The organism is Ruegeria sp. A3M17 (assembly GCF_003318255.1).
Lineage (GTDB): Bacteria > Pseudomonadota > Alphaproteobacteria > Rhodobacterales > Rhodobacteraceae > Ruegeria.
Genome location: NZ_QOCF01000002.1, coordinates 21,989 through 39,432 on the forward strand (window position 1 = coordinate 21,989; position 17,444 = coordinate 39,432).

Consider the following 17,444-nt stretch of genomic DNA (forward strand, 5'->3'; position numbering starts at 1 on the left):
GAATTGGTGCGTTGGATAGGAAACTGGGAGCATCTCAATAGGACATTTGTTGCTCCACGGACGGCCACGTCTGTGCCAGTAGAGTTTCTTTCTGAGCCAGTATTGTCGGGACAATTGGGCTGACTATTCAGTTGTCGCTCTATTCAGGAAGGTGGATGCTGCGACCGGCATATCGTCAGCGGCAAAGGTATGAATGAAGGAGGGCGGACTGATTGATCTCATAGCCGACTATGAACCCTATCTTGCGCTCGCAATTGTCATCCTTCTGTTCGCAGCATTTCTTTCCGAGCGCTTCGAACCGGACGTAACCGCTGCGGGGGCCGCCGCGCTGTTTGTCGTATTGGGGTTTGTCCCCACGAATGAAGTTCTGGCAGTGTTTTCGAACCCTGCACCCATAACGATCGCCGCGATGTTCGTAATCAGCGGCGCGCTGGTCCGAACCGGGCTTCTCGACGCACTTGCGAACAAGGTTGTCGCCGCAGGGAGCAAGCGCCCGGTCGCTGGTATAGCGGCGTTTCTCATCGCGACGCTAGTCGCCTCGGGTCTGGTTAACAACACGCCGGTCGTCATCGTTCTCATACCGGTGGCCATTCGTTTGGCGCAAGGCCTGGGCTTTGCTGCGACACGCCTGTTGATTCCGCTATCCTACATGTCCGTCCTGGGCGGGACGTGTACTCTGATCGGCACGTCGACCAACCTTCTGGTGGACGGCGTTTCCCAGGCGTCTGGCTTGGAACCGTTTTCAATTTTCGAGATCACACCGGTCGGTCTGGTGGCCGCGGCCACAGGCGGTGTGGCGCTCCTCCTGCTTGGACCTGTCCTACTGCCGGACCGAAAGGATATTGCGGAACAGGGCGGCGACGATAAAGCGACTTTTTTGACCGAGGTACGCCCGCAAGAGGACTACCCGAATATTGGTCGAACGATTCATGAAATCGCCGCCCTCAGCCGAAGAGGTGTTGAAATCGTCGGCATCCGTGCGCGGTCTGGAGTCAAGAGAGAGGGATTGAGTGAACACATACTCGAACCGGGCGACAGGATCATTGCCAAGGTTGCGACATCAGAACTGCTCACCCTCAGGAAACTTGAAGGGATCGAAGTCGGGTTGCGCCAGGGGCCAGCGGCCGAAAACACCTCGGAGCTGATCGTCGCCGAAGCTATCGTGACGCTTTCACGCCGAAGCCGCGGAGTGCGCATTGCCCAGCTTGCCATGGGGCACCGATACGGCATGCGTGTTCTTGGCGCCCATCGACATGGGGAAGTGCTTGGACCCGACCTGTCGACGGCGCTTTTGCGCCCCGCCGATAAGCTGCTTTTGGAAGGAACACCTGAAGGCTTTGCCCGAATGACCGAGGCGGGCGATCTTGCCGCGATCACGGATGCCGGGGGCCGCGCCTTCCGCCGCGGGAAAGCGCCGCTAGCTCTGTTCGCGCTTTTCGCGGTTGTGGCGCTCGCCGCAGCCGGGTTCGCCGAGATCAGCGTGCTTGCCCTTGTCGCGGTCGCTGCCATCCTCGTGCTCCGGTGCATCGACAGCGGCGAAGCCTGGGCGTCCATCGACGCCAGCGTCCTTGTGCTGATCTTTTCCATGCTAATCGTCGGAAGCGGTATGCAGAATGCAGGAGCTGTCAACCTGATCGTGGAGACATTGGTGCCGACTCTCGTAGAGTTGCCCCTAATTGTTACGCTCGCTGCGATCTACATACTGTCTTCGGCGCTCACCGAGGCGGTTACCAACAACGCCGTTGCCGTCGTCGTTACACCTCTCGCGATCGGTGTTGCGGAACAACTCGGTGTCGACGCAAAGCCGTTCGTCGTCGCTGTGATGTTTGGCGCAAGTGCAAGTTTCGCCACTCCGGTCGGCTATCAGACCAACACATTGGTATATGGCGCAGGGAACTACAGGTTTTCCGACTTCCTCAGGATCGGCGTTCCGATGAATCTTATCGTCGGCGCAGCCGTGGTCGGGGTGATCCCGGTATTCTTCCCATTCTAGGGTATCCGGTCTTGTTCTGCGGTGCTTGTAGCGCATTTTGCGCGCGCTGCATGAATTGTCAGCAGGAGCAGCATGAGGATCCCGGCCGTTGCGGCAATAGCTGATCCTGAGAGAATTCCAAGCTTTGCGGCATTCAGCGTCGCCGGATCGAAGGCCAAGCCCGCTATGAACAGCGACATCGTGAAACCGATACCAGTTAGAAACGAGCCGGCCAGAATTAACGGCCCCGACAAGCCCGGCGCTAACACTGCCAGGCCTGATCGGACAGCTAGCCAGCTGAACCCGAGGACGCCGATCGGTTTTCCTAACACCAGGCCGACAATTATCGCCAAGGAGACCGGTTGTTCGAAATCGGCACCCTGAACCGTGATGCCGGCATTTGCCAGCGCGAAGATCGGCATGATTGCAAAGCCGACCCAAGGGTGCAGCATTGTCTCGAGCCGTTCGACTGGCGAGAGTGCCTCCGTGACCGCTCTGCTTGCTTGGCGCAGGTTATGGCGGGTTGCGGTATCTCCCTGCTGCCGATCGCCGGCCGGAACGGCGCGTAGGCGCCCAAGGATTGCATGCAGCCGGGCATCGCTTACCCATATGCGCGTCGGCGTCATAAGGCCCAGAATGACCCCTGCGCTGGTCGCGTGAACGCCGGAGGCGTCGATGCATAGCCAGACTGCCGCACCGAGAAGAAAAAAAACCGGGACACTTCTGATCCCGACGCGCGAGGCGCCTGCGACGATACCAATTCCCAGCAGACCCAAACCGAGCGCCGACCAGTTCAACGCTTCCCCGTAACCGAAGGCGACTACGAGAATTGCGCCAATATCGTCAAAAATGGCCAGAGAAAGAAGGAACAGACGCAAGGTGGACGGGATCCGCCTTCCGAAAAGCGCCAGGCACCCAATCACGAACGCCGTATCGGTTGCCATCACGGTTCCCCAGCCGTGCGCCCCGGGCTGCCCGGACATCAACAAATGATAGAGCGCGACCGGCACCACCATGCCGCCCAAAGCGCCCGCGAATGGCAGGGCGGCCTGTCGCGGGTTTTGCAATTCGCCCAGTACGATCTCGCGCTTGAGCTCCAGAGAAAGCACGAAAAAGAAGAGGGTCATCAGCCCGTCGTTGATCCAGTGTCGCAGCGAGCGGGTGAAATCGAACGAACCGAATGTCAGGCCAATTGGGGTCTTCCAGAAGCCCAGGAAGCCTTCTTGCCAAGGCGAGTTTGCCAGCGCCAAAGCCAGCAGAACAGCCAGGAACAGGAGCCCACTCGCGGCCGCTTGGATCTCTAGGAAGCGAGCGAAGGGTTTTGTTATTCTATCGGCGGACTCTTGGGGCAGGCTTTGATGATTGTCTATCATGGGACAACTACGCCAATTCGGGTGAAAAGAGACTACGCCATTGAAGCGTGGACGCAATGACCACGTGGATCAATGTCTTGCTATGCAGGTGCCATCCACGCAGGATATTCACCAGCAGGTTTTTCAGTTTCTGAGAAACGGACAATGCGGAAACGGTTGATTAGGCTTCACAAATTAAGGAGCAGGTTAGCATCCGGCATTCATGAAGCCCCGGAGTTGGTTCTTTGTCATTTCCCCACGAACGGCTCCGAACAATAGCTGGATCGTCACCAGAAGTCGTTTGTCAGGCTTCGGTGCTTCGGCTCTTTCCTTGAGCCAGCTGTGACTTTCCAAAGTTGAGTCCGCTTCACTCAGAATTTTGAAACCAGCGGCCAATAGATGCGTGGACATTTCCTCGGATGTCGCGAGATGACTGATCGAAGGTTCTGAAGCCTAAGGTGCCGGATACAAAACTCACCGCCTTCTCCCTGCAAAATGTCATAAATTCAAAACCTTGCGCCGGGTTTGAGAAAACGTCGCGCCTCGGCATAGACCGTAGCCTTTTCCGGGACGTTCATAGCGACGTGAACTGGAACCGCACCATCGAAATGGTTGTCGGGAAAAGAAAGGTTTGTTGAATCACCCTGAAGGAACACGGTTTTGTCGCTCAAGTTGACCCCTTCCGAAATCTCGTTTGCCGCATCGTATAACTCTTGCGTCAAATCCATCTTCCTTGGCGGGTATCTTCGCTCCGAAGACTTCCGCCGCGCGAAACACGAAGGGCTGGTTCAGACGTCTGTATCAGCAAGCGCCCGGTATACGGTCATTCTTGAAATCCCTAGTTCACGCGCGATCTGGGCTTTTGCGGTGCCCTCGTTAGCCAATCGCCGGATTTCCTCATCATCAACCGATTTCCGCCGCCCCTTGTAGACGCCCTTGCCCTTAGCGGCCTCGATCCCGGCGCGCTGCCTGTCGCGGATGAACTTGAGCTCCATATCCGCCACCATGCCGAGAACGGTAATGACCATGCGGCCCATATCTCCGGTCGTGGTAACTTCGGGTTCAAGCACGCGCAGCGATGCACCTTTGGCGTCCAGTTCATGCACCAGATTCAATACATCACGAGTGGATCGGCCAAGGCGGTCCAAACGATGCACCACCAACTCGTCCCCATCGCGCAGGAACTCCATCACCGTTGCCAGCTCAGAACGATCATCACGAGACGCGCCGGAAACCGTTTCCGAGCGGATGACCTCACAGCCCGAGGCTTCTAGCTGGGCTTTCTGAATATCCAGATCCTGACTTGATGAGCTGACACGGGCGTAACCGATCTTGGGCATGGGAAACTGTCACATTAGGGTAGTTTGCACCCTGATACTGTAACAATGGGCGCATAGCCACCTATTTGTGACATATTGGGCTGTCACAGCGGCCTGTCTCCTGCGGGTGTACCCTTTTGTGACGCACAGATCAGGCCGCCCTTGCTCCGAAGTCGATCCTCTTTTCCAAATCGACATCGAACCGGCCATACGGATTGATATGGGAATAGATCAGTGGCGTCAGGCCGTGGTAATCCCGCTCGGACAAGCGGGTTGCCCATCCCGGTTCTGACAACACGGATTGCACCATACGCGTGTTTACATAGACAAGGGATGCTTGGAGCAGATGCAAGGCATGGGCCGAGACTTCCTGATCGGCAATCCGGTTGCTGGAAATCTCTCCGCCTTTACCAAAGAACACGAAACCGTTGGCACTGTTCCAGTTCTCGACCACATTCAGACCTTCATGAATCTCGCGGCGGAAACCCTCGGATCGGAGATAGCGGCACAGGAAGATGGTCTTGATGGCCCGACCCAGTTCAGCAAGCGCCTTGTAGGTTGAGGCCGGCACCATAACCTCGATCCAGGTCAAGCACAGCATGTTCCCCGGCGTCGAGATGGTGGCTTTCCCGAAGCGCACCGATGACGATCCCGTCACCGAATGAGCAGAGGGCAGGGCGGCGCAAGCCGCCCTTTCTTCTGCTCCGGCCGCAGGCCGGACCACATATGCGCCAAAGGTGGCGCGCGGTCCAACGGCCGGGCAGGGGTACTGTCCCACCGCGACGCGGCAGCAGACAACCCTGCCAAACCCGCCGCGCAAGCGGCGGGAAACAGAGCGCGCTGAGGCGCGCGGAAAATGCCATACTGACCTTGAACGTGCCGGAATGTGACGGGCGCTGTTCGGGCAGCTCCCGCTTTGCGTGATTGCCCTGCGCCAGTCCACCGGCACCCACGCCTGCTGGCTGGAAAAGGGGCGGGACCCTTTCCCCGGCGTGGAGATTGCCTCCAAGAGCAAAACTGTTCCGAGGGCAATTTGAGAAAATGCGGATTTCTGAAATCACCCCCGGTTTCCTCTTGGAGAGTATGACAGGATAAGGTAGTTGTGTTACAAGTAACAAATACAACCAGAGGTATATATTGAGCAAGCCCGCCGACACCACTGTCTTCTCTGTTCGATTGCCGTCAGATGCGTTGGAGCGATTGGAGGAGGCTGTGCAGTCGCTTGGGGCCAAGAGCCGGAATCAAGTCATCCAACGACTGATCTATCGTCTGATCGGGTATCTCGATCCTGACCCCGCTGTTGTCGATCTCTGGCAGAAGCACTTGCGGCAGGTTCAGGGGGGCTACACCAACCTCAATCAACTTGCAAAATCGGCCAAGCGCGGCACGGTCATCTGGACGGATGACGACCGGCGCGACGTCGAAAACCTCCATCGTGCGATCATCCAGCACCGGCAAGACCTGAAGGCGCTGATCACAGCGGCCCGGCGAAACCGGGAACCTGAGGCCGCCATTCGCCGGATCTTGCGTGACGACGATTGGACACCGGAAGAATGAACGCCGCAGCTCGCAATCTAACAGCGGGGGATTTCCTGGAGCTTGCCTTCCGGGAAGCACAGAAGGGTGTCGATCGGTCCAAGCAGATCAGCCAGCAGCTGCAAACTGCCAAGCGCATGAAGTTCATGATCTCGCGGGCCTCATCCATCAAGGCGCGGCTTGGTGCCGTGGTTGGAAAACCCGAGGCGGTTGTGAAACACGTCCGCAAAGGTGGGGTCAAAAACGCGCAGGAACTGCGCCGCCAGATCAACTATCTGACCGTCCGGGCAGAGGGCGTATTGGACATCCGGGACAATGGCGTGACCCCGCTCGATGCGGATCAGGTCAGTGATCTGATCGAGACCTGGGCCGAGGATTTCAACGGGAAAACCAACTACGGTTACACCCGTCACATGATCGTTTCTTTTCCCGAAGGCACCTATCCGGACGCCGCGCATGAGGCCGGATTGGAGTTCGCTGATCGCCTGTTTGGAAGCGGTGATTTTGGCGATTCCTGGGACTACCTGACCGTGTTCCATAACGACACCGACAACCCCCATGTCCACATCGTTGTGAACAACCGAGGCGTCGAGCATGGGCAGTGGCTCGCTATGGGCATGAGCAGCGACATGAACATCGACGTTCAGCGCGCCATCCAGGTCGAGGTTGCCGAAGGATACGGCATTGAGCTGACCGCGACGACCCGCCTTGAGCGCGGATTACGGCAGGAAGTGGAGACCGATACGTGGAAAGTTCAGGCCGGACTGTCACTTGTTGAGAGCACCCCGGACGTCGAAGTTACGGCCCGCGACATGGCCGGTGATGTGATGACTCTTTCCATCGCAAGAATGTCGGATCTGTTTGATGAGCGCGCCAACGCTGTCAAAGACCGGATCGAAGAGTTTGCCATCCAACTCGTTGAAGGAGACGAACCAGTGGTTTCGCGCATGGAATACCTATTGGATCAGGCCCATCATTTTGATGATTACGGCGCGCCGGGAGACCCGTCTTACGTGTCGCCCGAAGTTATGAGCAACTTGCGGCGACACATCGAAACAGGCGGTTCTGAGGTAACCATCGCGCCCGAGCTGAAGGCTCAGGTTGTTGCCCATATCAGCGACGTTCGTGACAACCAACAGAGCCATCCGTACCTGTCCGCCCTTGCTGACATTGTCGATGACAAGGCGTTCCAGGCGTCCGCAGATTATGCACCGGCAGCACGCCGCTACGAGGTTTATATGCAGGACACCTTGGGCGAGGGGGTCTATGAGGACTTCCAGACGCAGACCAAAGAACTGCTGCAATCCATCGACAAGATGGAAGGGCTGGCCCGTGAGGTTGACGACCCGCATCTGCGCGTCGCTATGGATATTCAAATTGGCGAGCTGAAGGGCGACGTTGCGGATCTGCGCACCAATGATCCGGACCTTCAAGCCTTCATCATTGAGGACCGCCGCTATTCAACGATGATGGGAATGGGCACCGCCGAAATGGATGTCTTGGATTATCCAGAGGCCGAACAGTGGGCGGCGATCCGCAAGGAGGTCACCGACACGGCCAGCAGCTACGGCCTCGATGGCGAGGCGTTTGTTGCCCGCTTTGGCGACCACCAAAACGTCACTTTGGGTACAACAATGGGATGGCGCAGCGAGGATATTTCGACCGCAGCGGCCCACTTCCGGGCGCAAGGATTGCCCGATCGCCACGACCGCGCTGAGGCCGTTGTTGACGAGCTGCACCAGCTTGCCTCTTCCAAGATCATCGCCATCTCCGAAGAACTCTCAGAGGTTCACGCCCACGCAACGCACCCGCTCTTGCAAGGGCGCGGCGTCGATGACGGACACAGCTTATAAGGACGTCACCCGGTCTGCCTGATGCGCGCGCCAACGCCGCAGGCCGGCCCATCACAGAGTTATCCACCAACTCGCACAGGAAAAACTATGGTTTCGCGTACAGACTATCTTTTGAACGAAGTCGAACACTTCGCACCCTATTCCAGATTTGATCAATCCGCCCCGCGTGAAGACCGCGTTTCTGAGCAGATCGACATCATCACGAAAGAGCATCGGAGTATGGGGTATGACAATGCCGCCATTGGTGGCCGACTGGCTGACATCGAGGACCAGGCCAACCGCCGTGTTGACGAACATACGGCACAACAAGATCTGGTCGAAGAACTGAAAATCGAATTGGAGGCTGCCGAGCGGTTAGGGGAGCCAGTAGATCTGAACGATATGCGGGCATTGGTTTCTCAGCACATGAGTGATGCTCAGGAATACGATCTCTATCACCCATACTATTCGTCCCTTGCGGATCTGTCCGGCGACAAAGGTTTTCAGGATTCCGATGACTACCAGTCGCCCGGTGATCGCTATGTTCAGTATATGCAATCAGCTTTGGGGCAGGCCATATTCAAGAACTACGAGCAGCAGACCAAGGACATCGTGAACTCCATCGAGAACATGGAGGCACTTGCGCGAGAGGTCGAAGATCCGCATTTGCGCGCCGCAATGGATGTCCAGATCGGAGAGCTGAAGGGCGATTTTGCCGAACTGCGCCCATACGACACCGACCTGCAGGCGTACACTGAAGCTGACGACAGCTACACCACTTCCATGGATGCGGCCGAGTTGGACAACCTGGACCCGACGGAAGCCGAGAAATGGCTGGCAGTGCGTGATGACATTGTTGCAACCGCCAACAGCTTCGGTCTCGACGGAAACACCTTCCTGGCCCGCTACAACGATCATGACAGCGTTTCGGTCGGCACCACGGCGACTTGGAAAAATGCGGATATTTCCACCGCTGCTGCCCACTTTAACAGTCAAGGCGTTCCGGACAGCTACGAGCGCGCTGAGGCCGTTGTCGGCGAGCTGCATCAGGTTTCATCCAGCAAGATTGCCGCCGTGGTGCAAGAGATTGCCAATACCCGCGAACAGGCCGCCCACATCCATGAAGATGAGGGGCATAGCTTGTAGGGGCTACGCAGAAGGTTATTCAGATACAGCAGGACCAGATTTAGGCTCGGTGCAAAACAGGGCGGCATGGAATCTTTCGTACGGGATGGGTCGAAAATCGACCCTTCGCGGCACCTTGCCTGAACTGGTAAGATGCGGACAAACCCGCCTGATGCTGTTGCAGCGTAAATAGGAACGTTTTGACACGTTACAGATTCCAAAGTAGTGCACGCAGCAGTGACTTCTTTAGACAATGTTTGTAAAAGGTGCCTAACTAACAAAACGTATGTCGCCTGCTGATCGGAGCCCCAATGTCTTCAAATCTACACCCCAACACCTTTAGTTTGCGAGGTCTCGCAGCTGGTTCGAAACCCAAATCTGAAAAGACCTGCACTGCGGCACTGGCTGCCTTGTTGCTGCTTATGTCTCCCAGTGTTGCCTCGGCACTTGAGGGCACTGTGAGTGTTGGCAAGCAGGGCCTTTCGGATGCTGAAGTCACCTTGTGGAAAGCTTCCCCTGCGAAGGCGCCGGAAAACCTAGCCTCTGCCAACACTTCCGAAACTGGTGCGTTCGAAATTGATTATGCCACGCAAGAGCTTTCAAGAGGCGATGTTCTATATTTCACTGCCCGCAAAGGGGATCAACTGGCTCTGATGGCTGTGGTCACCGACGCGGCTGACATGCCGGATCACGTTTCGATCACGCCCATTACGACCGTCGGGTCTATCTGGCCAATCAATGCGTTCCTGAAGGACGGCGAAATTAACGGACCCGAAATGGGGCTATACGTCGGGGCGCTTAACGTAGCGAACCTTGCCAATATTGAGACCGGTGGTTGGGGCGACCGAATTGTTGATGGGATCAATGCGTGGCAATCGACGTCGCTGGCCAGAATGAACTCTTTGGCCAACCTGACATCGTTGTGTGCAACAGATGGCAAAGATGCCGAATGTGGCAAGTTCCTCGAACTGGCCGGTGGGAGTGACACGATTTCGGCATTGTCGAATGTTGCGCGGTTCCCGCAGACGAACACCGACGAATTGTTTCAATTGTCGCAATCAGCGTGGCCTATTCCTGACGGCAGCGAGCGGTTGAGTGCACCTTACGTGCCTTACCTTGACTACACTCCCGCAAACTTTGCGCTGATGGTGCGGTTCGATGGTGGTGGTCTTTACGCGCCGGGCAAACTGCACATCGATCCAAATGGCAACATCTGGAGCGGTCAGAATTGGATGCCGGGCAGTCAATCCAGTGTCGTAAAAGGCATTGGTGGCGGATTGGTCAAGCAGGACCCTGCTGGCAAGGCTTTGTCACCTGCAATCACTGGCTTTAACGGTGTAAATGTCGACGGCATTGGCTGGGGAACCGCGGTGACGAAAGACGCTGTTTGGGTCAGTGGTTTTTCCGGAAATATCGGTGTGTATGATTTTGATGGCAAGCCACTTGTCGGACCAGAAGGCATTTCGTTTGGAAAAGAGAATGGTGGCCTTCAGGGGGTTGGGACAGCCATCAACGGCGATGTTTGGGTTGCCGATTCCACGATGGATCAAATGCTGCACTTTCCAAGTGGTGATCCCAACAGTGGCGAAATCGTTCAAGTCGAAGGTCTGGCCGGACCATTTGGTGTGGTCATCGACAAAAACAACCGAGTTTGGGTCAGCAACTCTAAGGGCAACACTGTAACGACCTTCCCGGCGGATGATCCGAAATCTGCCGAGCAAATTACTGTGGGTGTCGGGGTGCGCGGAATTGCTGCTGATCTTGATGGCAACATCTGGGCGGTAAGCAACATGACCCCCGGCTTTCCGTTGGTTGCAATCCCTGATGGGGCTTCCATCATGGATGAGTTCCGCTTGGCCTATGAAAACCTTGTGGCTAACGCAGATAAGCTTCCGACGGGCACACTGCACATGATTTCTGGAGAAGCGGGCAGTTGGACTGCGACATTGATGGACGCGGGTGCGATCAACGTCCCTTGGGGGATGACTGTGGACGGTAAAGGGAACCTTTGGTTTGGGAATTTTGTCGGTGAAAGCGTCGTTCATATTTGTGGCGCACGGGTCGAAAACTGCCCCGAAGGCGTGAAGACAGGCGAAATGATCGGGAACTATACCTCCGGGATCATCGAATTGGTCACCGACGCAATTGTCGATTCCGCAGGCACAGTCTGGGCCGCAAACAACTGGAATGATGGCGACGTCATTGCGCAAACGGACAAGTCTGAAAAGAAATCGACTTGGGGCGGTGGCTTCGGAGTAGTCGCAATCTACGGTGGGATCGCCGCGCCCGTGAATACCCCTCTGATCGGGGTTGCTGAACCTCTCGATTAAGGGGGGCCATCAGGACGTCTTGATGTCTCGCATCTTTAACTAACTTTGTGATCCGATAGCGTCGAATAATACATGTTGGCCCGCGCTCAGTTTCCCTACTTTGTGCGGGTCTACGATGATCTCGAAGAACGCCAGTAATGGTCAAAATGCTCGTTCTGTGCACGACGAACCGTAGTTTTACCTAGGCGAGCAGAGTGTTTCAGCCAATCAATGTTTACGCAGCAATCGCGCGATTTGGTATCCGTGTGAGTCGGCTTTGGGCTCGATGCAGTCGTTCTCTGCTGTTTGCATAATTGGCTGGTCGCAGCCCGCAGCGGACGTTTACAAGGAGACTTTGCTGTTTCGTAGAGCGCAACAAATCCGTCGTTTGTCGAATCTCTTGAGACGAAATCGCAAATGCGTGTTAGCTCCAGACTATGGCAAATACATCTGCTAAAGATCGACCGTCCATCCCCCACGCAGTTGCGGTAATAGGCGTTCTTATTGCTTCGATCTGTTTCGGATTGGTTCCCTACTTCAGCCGCAGTCTAACCGAGCAGGGTGTAGCACCCTATGCTGTGGCATTCTATCGCTACATTGTTGCAGCGCTTCTTCTGCTTCCCGTCCTCATCCGGCACCGACATGAATGGCGAGAGATCACTTGGGGCCTGTCAGCCGGAGCGGTGATGGGACTTGGTTGGATCGGATATGTAACGGCGCTGGAGAAGTTGCCTGCGTCGACAGTCGGCGTGCTTTACATGACCTATCCGGTGTTCACACTGGTCATTGCCTGGGCTGTGTTTGCCGATGCACCGACGCGGCGCGCCTTGTCAGCTGCTGGTCTGATTGTGGTCGCCGCTGTCATTGCTGGCTCGCCCGCGTCAGTTCCTGTGGCGCATCTACCAACGCTGCTGATATCACTTGCCGCTCCTTTCGGGTTTGGTTTCGGAATTTGCGTCCTGGTGCACAGGTTATCCCGGATTGCGCCCTTGGCCCGCATCGCATCAGTTTCTCTGGGGTCTGTATTGGGCCTCGCGCCGCTCATTCTCGGTGCAGAGGTTGGAGAGCTTCTCCCAAGGGATCAATCCGATTGGCTTCTCATTGTGGGTATCGGACTTGTAACCGCTCTGGTGCCCCAGCTTATCTACACAATCTGCTCGCCGGTCATTGGGGCTTCCCAAACTGCGGTCGTCGGAAGCATCGAATTACCCACAATGTTTGCCGTGGGATTTCTGGCCTTTGACGAGGCCATCTCATTACCTCAGGCCTGGGCTTGTGCGCTAATTCTGAGTGCAATTGCGATCACAAGAAGCCGAAGAACGCGCACCGTATCTACCGTGCTCACAAGATCACCGAAGCGGTAGTGTTGCACTCGCAATAGTCCTACTTTGCGGCGCCGATCAGGCCCCGACATAATGTGGGCGATGAGGTGGTGCGCACCCATTTCGGCACGTCTTGTTCTTGGTTCAGGTGATGCTAGGGTTTTCGGTAGAAAATACTGAGCGCTATTCGAGGGTGGTTGGGATGGCTGATCCGTTTCAAGATGTAGATGCTGCGGGTGCGGAGTTTATTTCCGCGTTTGCCGACTCGATGGACGCGCGTCAGTCCGATCCCACAATGGAAAAGATCGTTTCAAAGTATCTGGCCAAACTTGAGTTTGCCGAAGGTAGTCTAACCATTGAAGTCGGATGCGGTGCAGGAGCCGTCACGCGCCGCATTGCGGAGAAGGTCAACCCCGCGCGTGTCATTGGTTTCGAGCCGTCTGTCGGCTTTGTGACCGAAGCAAGAGCGCGGGTCGGGGGCTACGACAATGTGGAGTTTGAGGTCGCAGGAGGAGCGTCGCTGCCCCTGGATGATGGCTCAGTTGATAACGTGATAATGCACACGGTGCTTACCCATGTGGCAGACCCGGCGCCGCTTTTGACCGAGGCGAGGCGTGTTCTAAGGTCGGGAGGGTGTCTCGTGGTGTGTGACGCTGACTTTTCGAAAGCGTCCCTGGGAAACTTGTCAAACGATCCTCTGGACGCCTGCGCCAAGATATTTGTGAACGAGTTTGTCACCGACCCATTTGTTGTCGCCAAGTTGCGCGGCCTGGCCTCAAATGCGGGATTCACAGTCGAAGACTTCAGCCTTCAAAGTAGAAGTGTTTTGGACAATGACCAAATGCTCCCCTGGGTCGAAGAGACTGGAAAAGTGCTGATGAAAAGCGGTGAAATTGGGGAGGATCTGCACAATGGATTAATCGCCGAGTATCGCCGTCGAGCAAGAGAGGGGATACTTTTTGGCTATCAGGTCTTTGCAACACTGATTGCGAGGCGGCCATAAACTCTTGGCATTCGAGTCGCGACAGTAAACAGATGCCAGCCACAAACTTTGCTCGATAACGATGGTTTAGCGCGCACGGCCGAGGTCAAGTGGCGCATTGTAGAACGATCAACCCTTTTTACGCACCACGACGATAAATTGGGTCATGGAGAAAAAGAAGCGCCCAACTTTTGCAAGGTTGAGCTGCTCGTCGAACCACGATTGCGCAACAGTGGGATCAACATGGTCATTTGCAACAGCGTATTGCTTCATGAGGTGCATCATCATGATTGCGAGGCCATCAGGCTTTAGCTGGTGATCCGTCATAGTGAACGACAAGACATCTTCCACATGGTCGCCGCGAGCCTTTATTAGTGCAGGCAGTCTTTCCGGGACGGAACCACTCACAAAGTGCTGGTTCCAGGAAGTCAGCATCTTTTGCATTCTGTCGGGCTCGTCGCTGAACCAAATCAAGCTGCCAAAGTGTAGATCGCTGATGACAAGGCGCCCGCCGGGTTTGACGCACCGCAGCGTGTCAGCCAATGCACCGTCTACGTCTTCGATGTACTCAAAGACCTGTACCGAGACGGCCTTGTCAGCTCTCTCATCCTCAACGGGCAAGCTATTTGCCGCCCCAGCACGAAACTCCACGTTTGCGTAGTCGCTGCATCGTTCTCTTGCGGCTGCTGTCATGTCAGCGCTTGGGTCGATCCCGATGACATGACCATCCGAGCCAACTGCGCGAGCCAACTCTGCTGTTAACATCCCGTTGCCACATCCGATGTCCAAAATGGTTTCACCGGGAGCAGGGCACAGCGCATCAAATGAAGCCTGTCTTCGCCGAGTCAATTCCGCTCCTTGATAGGCGATTTCAAGTAATCTCGTTGTCTCAGCGTCAAATTTAAGCAACTCTCTCCCCCCTTACAAAGCCCACAAGCCTCCAAACCTTATCAGAAATTGGGTTATCTACGAAAAGCAGGATGGATCGTTGAGTCTTGAACATGGATCCACCAACAATAAATGGATGCGCCGACTTGATCCGACGAATGATTTAGCCCCGAGAGCGAAGGACGTATCTGCCGTTCTATCGGACCAACTTTTTGTCGACGTTCGAAAGTTAGAACGACATCAATTCAAGGGATGTCGAGACCGTTCTCTCTTCCGAAATCGGTATAGAAGCTGTCACTGCGGCATCGGTTTAAAGTGGCTTCGTCCGCTTCTCTTGGGTCGGTGCCAGGGCTTTGGACACCTGTTCCTTCTATGAAGCGATTCACGAGATTAAAGACACCACAGACCTGGATAGCATCGAACAGCGCGCGCTCTGACCAGCCTGCGGCGTAGACCGCTTTTGCGTCGGCTTCCGTCATTCGTGATGGCGAGACGGTGAGCTTTTCAATGTAAGCCAGTAGCGGTTTGAAATGATCCTCGACCGGTGCCGTATCGCGGTCTTCCATCAGTGCTTCGATTGTCTCGACCTCAATGCCGTAGCCTTTGGCGAAAACGATGTGCGCCCCATGGCAATACGCACAAGCATTCAAGCCAGAGACATAGGCTGCAATCAATTCACGTTCAGCAACCGAGAGGTCGCTCTCGCCCCTCATCACAAGGCTTTCGTACGCACAAAGCGGAGAAAGTTTGTCCGGAAAGGCTTGATAAACACTTCCGAGTGTCGCGTTCTCCGGCAGAGATGGAAACAGGCGTTTCATTCATTTCTCTTTCAATCTTGCTTTGGATAACTTTGTCTCAAAGTGATGAACCAACGTAGTTTACGCAATCCTAAAGCAATTCTTGGTTCCGAAAAAAGACTCTGTAGGAAACTGCGAACGGCAGGTTTGCTTGACCGCACCGCACCATGTTCGTCACTTGGTTGAGAGCAACTTTTGGGCCATCCGCTCGACTATGCAAGGTCTGGTTTCGACGCGCTACTGCCGTCTCTGAGGCCCAGTGCTACAAAAGCAGCGGAGGTCTGCTTGGTGGCCGTTTGGCTCTCATTTTCTCCATCGCCATATCCTTCGCTGACCGGCTTTTCCGTTTTGCGACCGTGCGCTGTGCATCAAATGCCGCCTGAAGTTCCTGATCTTTTTCTGAAACCTCTTTTACCGGGGCAGGGGCCGGTTTCGCTTCAGCCAACGCCTTTGCTGTGTCCCTGGCTTGATCTGCAGCAAGATCGAGGTGTGTGCCTTTGATCTTCGGACTATCGCCGCCCAAAAACTGCATGAAATACGGATCTTCGAAGTATCGGATCTTGTTTGCAATCACCGGCATCTTGCCTTCGCGGATCAGTACAACCTCATTTTCAGGCAATCGGCCAACGTGTTCGGGCCGCAGCAGGCGAATGCCTTCCTCTCGTTCCGATATGCTGCCCATTTCCATTTTACCAAGCGCCCGAGACTTCGATTTGCTCATGACGGTTTTGTCCCCGATGGACCTGGACACGTGTTCGCGTACCTCTGAATCTTCAGAGGCCGCAAACATTTGCGTCCCGGCGTTTGCCAGCATCGCCCGCACACCTTCATGCCCATAGATGTCCTGCAGGCGCGACAGCGTTTGCGAAATCACGATGATCCGGCCACCGAACGATCGCATAGTGTCATGCCGCCCGAGGCCGAGACGCGGGTTGAGCTGGCCTCATCTCTGTCGATGGCGTTCATGATGATGCTGGAACGGCTGACCCCGAAGGAACGCGCGGCCTACCTGTTGCACGACATCTTCGATCTTACTTATGGCGAAGTTGCGGAGACCCTGGACATATCTGAATCCGGCGGTCGAAAACTGGTGTCGCGAGCTCGTGCAAGCGTCAGCCAAACAAAGACACGCCACGCAACACCAGAACCGCGCCAGGAAGAGTTCCTGACAGCGTTTCAGTCAGCCGTGGAAACCGGCGAGCTCGGTGCCTTAGCCCAAATGCTGGCTCAGGATGCAAGGTTGAGCACAGACGGTGGTGGCAAGGTGGCGGCGATACGTGATCCGATCCTTGGCCGGGACGCGATCTGCGATTTCGTTTCTCGCAAATTACGGCGCTACTGGGCAGAGCTTGACTGGACGCGGGCAGATCTGAATGGAGCACACGGCGTTTTGATTCAGGCTGATGGGCAGACAAGTTCGGTTGTCTCTGCAACCTTTGACGAGGCTGGATTCGTTCAGGAGATCCTGATCATGAGAAATCCCGAGAAACTGCGCAACCTGAATCCAGTGCAGGTTCACTAATCCAATCAGCCGCTCATGGCCCGAAGGAGACATCTGGCAGACCACTTGGATGCAGCGGTCGAATCCGCAAAGCAGCTGTTCGCTGTATCTGCACGAACTCAGCGGTGACAGAGAGCTGGATCGCAGGACAAACCGAACCTTCAATCTATGATTCTGAGCGTCCGCTCTCCTATTCCTGAGCGTGTAAGTGTTTTGCCCATTCCTTACTGAAGTCTCCGAGTGGGCAAAGATGATCATAGAGGTGTTGTCCCAGATCAGTCGACGCATATCCTTCAGCAACGCGATGAACAAATCCCGCCGCTTGAAGCTCTTTCAGTCGGGTGTTGAGTGCCGCAGGTGAGATTGTTTCGCACTCTTCTTGCAGCTTTCGGAATGTGCATGGGCCAGCCTCGCTCAACGTCCAAAGGACTCCCATAGCCCAGTGCCGTCCAAGCAGGTCGAACAGAGCCATAATGGGCGCGCCGCTTTTTGAACCACGAACAGGCTGA

At 55.6% G+C, this 17,444-nt stretch carries 15 protein-coding genes and 1 pseudogene; 8 read left to right on the top strand and 8 right to left on the bottom strand.

The genetic code is table 11. The features are described from left to right. Nucleotides 1-193: 193 nt before the first annotated feature. The gene (locus DS906_RS00260) at nucleotides 194-1,993 is read left to right on the top strand and encodes an SLC13 family permease (protein ID WP_113788275.1); all 1,800 of its coding nucleotides are present in this window, start codon (nucleotides 194-196) and stop codon (nucleotides 1,991-1,993) included. On the opposite strand, the gene nhaA is transcribed toward DS906_RS00260, so the two are convergent. The 4 genes and pseudogenes from nhaA to DS906_RS00285 form a co-directional block, all read right to left on the bottom strand. Next, entirely contained in the window at nucleotides 1,990-3,345 is a 1,356-nt protein-coding gene (gene nhaA, locus DS906_RS00265) for a Na+/H+ antiporter NhaA (protein ID WP_113788276.1), read from the bottom strand. The genes DS906_RS00260 and nhaA overlap by 4 nt on opposite strands. Before the next feature lie 485 nt (nucleotides 3,346-3,830). After that, nucleotides 3,831-4,046, bottom strand: a complete 216-nt coding sequence (locus DS906_RS00275) for a class I SAM-dependent methyltransferase (RefSeq protein ID WP_158541248.1) — start codon at nucleotides 4,044-4,046, stop codon at nucleotides 3,831-3,833. A 66-nt stretch (nucleotides 4,047-4,112) separates the two neighbouring features. Further along, a complete protein-coding gene (locus tag DS906_RS00280; protein WP_113788279.1) occupies nucleotides 4,113-4,664 on the bottom strand; it encodes a recombinase family protein in 552 nt (183 codons plus the stop codon). A 130-nt stretch (nucleotides 4,665-4,794) separates the two neighbouring features. Further along, nucleotides 4,795-5,202, bottom strand: a pseudogene (locus DS906_RS00285) (Tn3 family transposase); the annotation flags it as partial. Between the two features lie 578 nt (nucleotides 5,203-5,780). On the opposite strand from DS906_RS00285, the gene DS906_RS00290 reads away from it, so the two are divergent. From DS906_RS00290 to DS906_RS00315, 6 genes are all read left to right on the top strand, one after another. After that, nucleotides 5,781-6,200 (top strand): ribbon-helix-helix protein, CopG family, encoded by a 420-nt coding sequence (locus DS906_RS00290; protein ID WP_158541249.1) that lies wholly within the window; start codon nucleotides 5,781-5,783, stop codon nucleotides 6,198-6,200. Next, nucleotides 6,197-8,032 (top strand): relaxase/mobilization nuclease domain-containing protein, encoded by a 1,836-nt coding sequence (locus DS906_RS00295; RefSeq protein ID WP_113788281.1) that lies wholly within the window; start codon nucleotides 6,197-6,199, stop codon nucleotides 8,030-8,032. The genes DS906_RS00290 and DS906_RS00295 overlap by 4 nt, the downstream gene beginning before the upstream one ends. Before the next feature lie 87 nt (nucleotides 8,033-8,119). Continuing rightward, nucleotides 8,120-9,157: a hypothetical protein gene (locus DS906_RS00300; RefSeq protein WP_113788282.1), complete on the top strand. Its 1,038-nt coding sequence runs from the start codon at nucleotides 8,120-8,122 to the stop codon at nucleotides 9,155-9,157. A 290-nt stretch (nucleotides 9,158-9,447) separates the two neighbouring features. Then, nucleotides 9,448-11,466 (top strand): hypothetical protein, encoded by a 2,019-nt coding sequence (locus tag DS906_RS00305; RefSeq protein ID WP_113788283.1) that lies wholly within the window; start codon nucleotides 9,448-9,450, stop codon nucleotides 11,464-11,466. A gap of 416 nt (nucleotides 11,467-11,882) precedes the next feature. Then, the gene (locus tag DS906_RS00310) at nucleotides 11,883-12,809 is read left to right on the top strand and encodes a DMT family transporter (RefSeq protein ID WP_113788284.1); all 927 of its coding nucleotides are present in this window, start codon (nucleotides 11,883-11,885) and stop codon (nucleotides 12,807-12,809) included. 109 nt (nucleotides 12,810-12,918) lie between these two features. Then, nucleotides 12,919-13,770: a methyltransferase domain-containing protein gene (locus DS906_RS00315; RefSeq protein ID WP_255415354.1), complete on the top strand. Its 852-nt coding sequence runs from the start codon at nucleotides 12,919-12,921 to the stop codon at nucleotides 13,768-13,770. A 108-nt stretch (nucleotides 13,771-13,878) separates the two neighbouring features. Here DS906_RS00315 and DS906_RS00320 read toward each other — a convergent pair whose 3' ends face one another. The 3 genes from DS906_RS00320 to DS906_RS00330 form a co-directional block, all read right to left on the bottom strand. Further along, the gene (locus tag DS906_RS00320) at nucleotides 13,879-14,658 is read right to left on the bottom strand and encodes a methyltransferase domain-containing protein (RefSeq protein ID WP_113788286.1); all 780 of its coding nucleotides are present in this window, start codon (nucleotides 14,656-14,658) and stop codon (nucleotides 13,879-13,881) included. 224 nt (nucleotides 14,659-14,882) lie between these two features. Beyond that, complete coding sequence (locus DS906_RS00325; protein WP_113788287.1) at nucleotides 14,883-15,455, bottom strand: carboxymuconolactone decarboxylase family protein; 573 nt, start codon at nucleotides 15,453-15,455, stop codon at nucleotides 14,883-14,885. Nucleotides 15,456-15,696: 241 nt separating this feature from the next. Beyond that, nucleotides 15,697-16,308, bottom strand: coding sequence for a type IV secretory system conjugative DNA transfer family protein (locus DS906_RS00330; RefSeq protein ID WP_158541251.1), 612 nt, complete (start codon nucleotides 16,306-16,308; stop codon nucleotides 15,697-15,699). On the opposite strand from DS906_RS00330, the gene DS906_RS00335 reads away from it, so the two are divergent. Then, nucleotides 16,264-16,956, top strand: coding sequence for a sigma factor-like helix-turn-helix DNA-binding protein (locus DS906_RS00335; RefSeq protein WP_113788393.1), 693 nt, complete (start codon nucleotides 16,264-16,266; stop codon nucleotides 16,954-16,956). The genes DS906_RS00330 and DS906_RS00335 overlap by 45 nt on opposite strands. 169 nt (nucleotides 16,957-17,125) lie before the next feature. Here the strand turns inward: DS906_RS00335 and DS906_RS00340 are convergent, their stop codons facing one another. Beyond that, a complete protein-coding gene (locus tag DS906_RS00340; RefSeq protein ID WP_113788289.1) occupies nucleotides 17,126-17,407 on the bottom strand; it encodes a helix-turn-helix domain-containing protein in 282 nt (93 codons plus the stop codon). Between the last annotated feature and the right edge of the window lie 37 nt (nucleotides 17,408-17,444).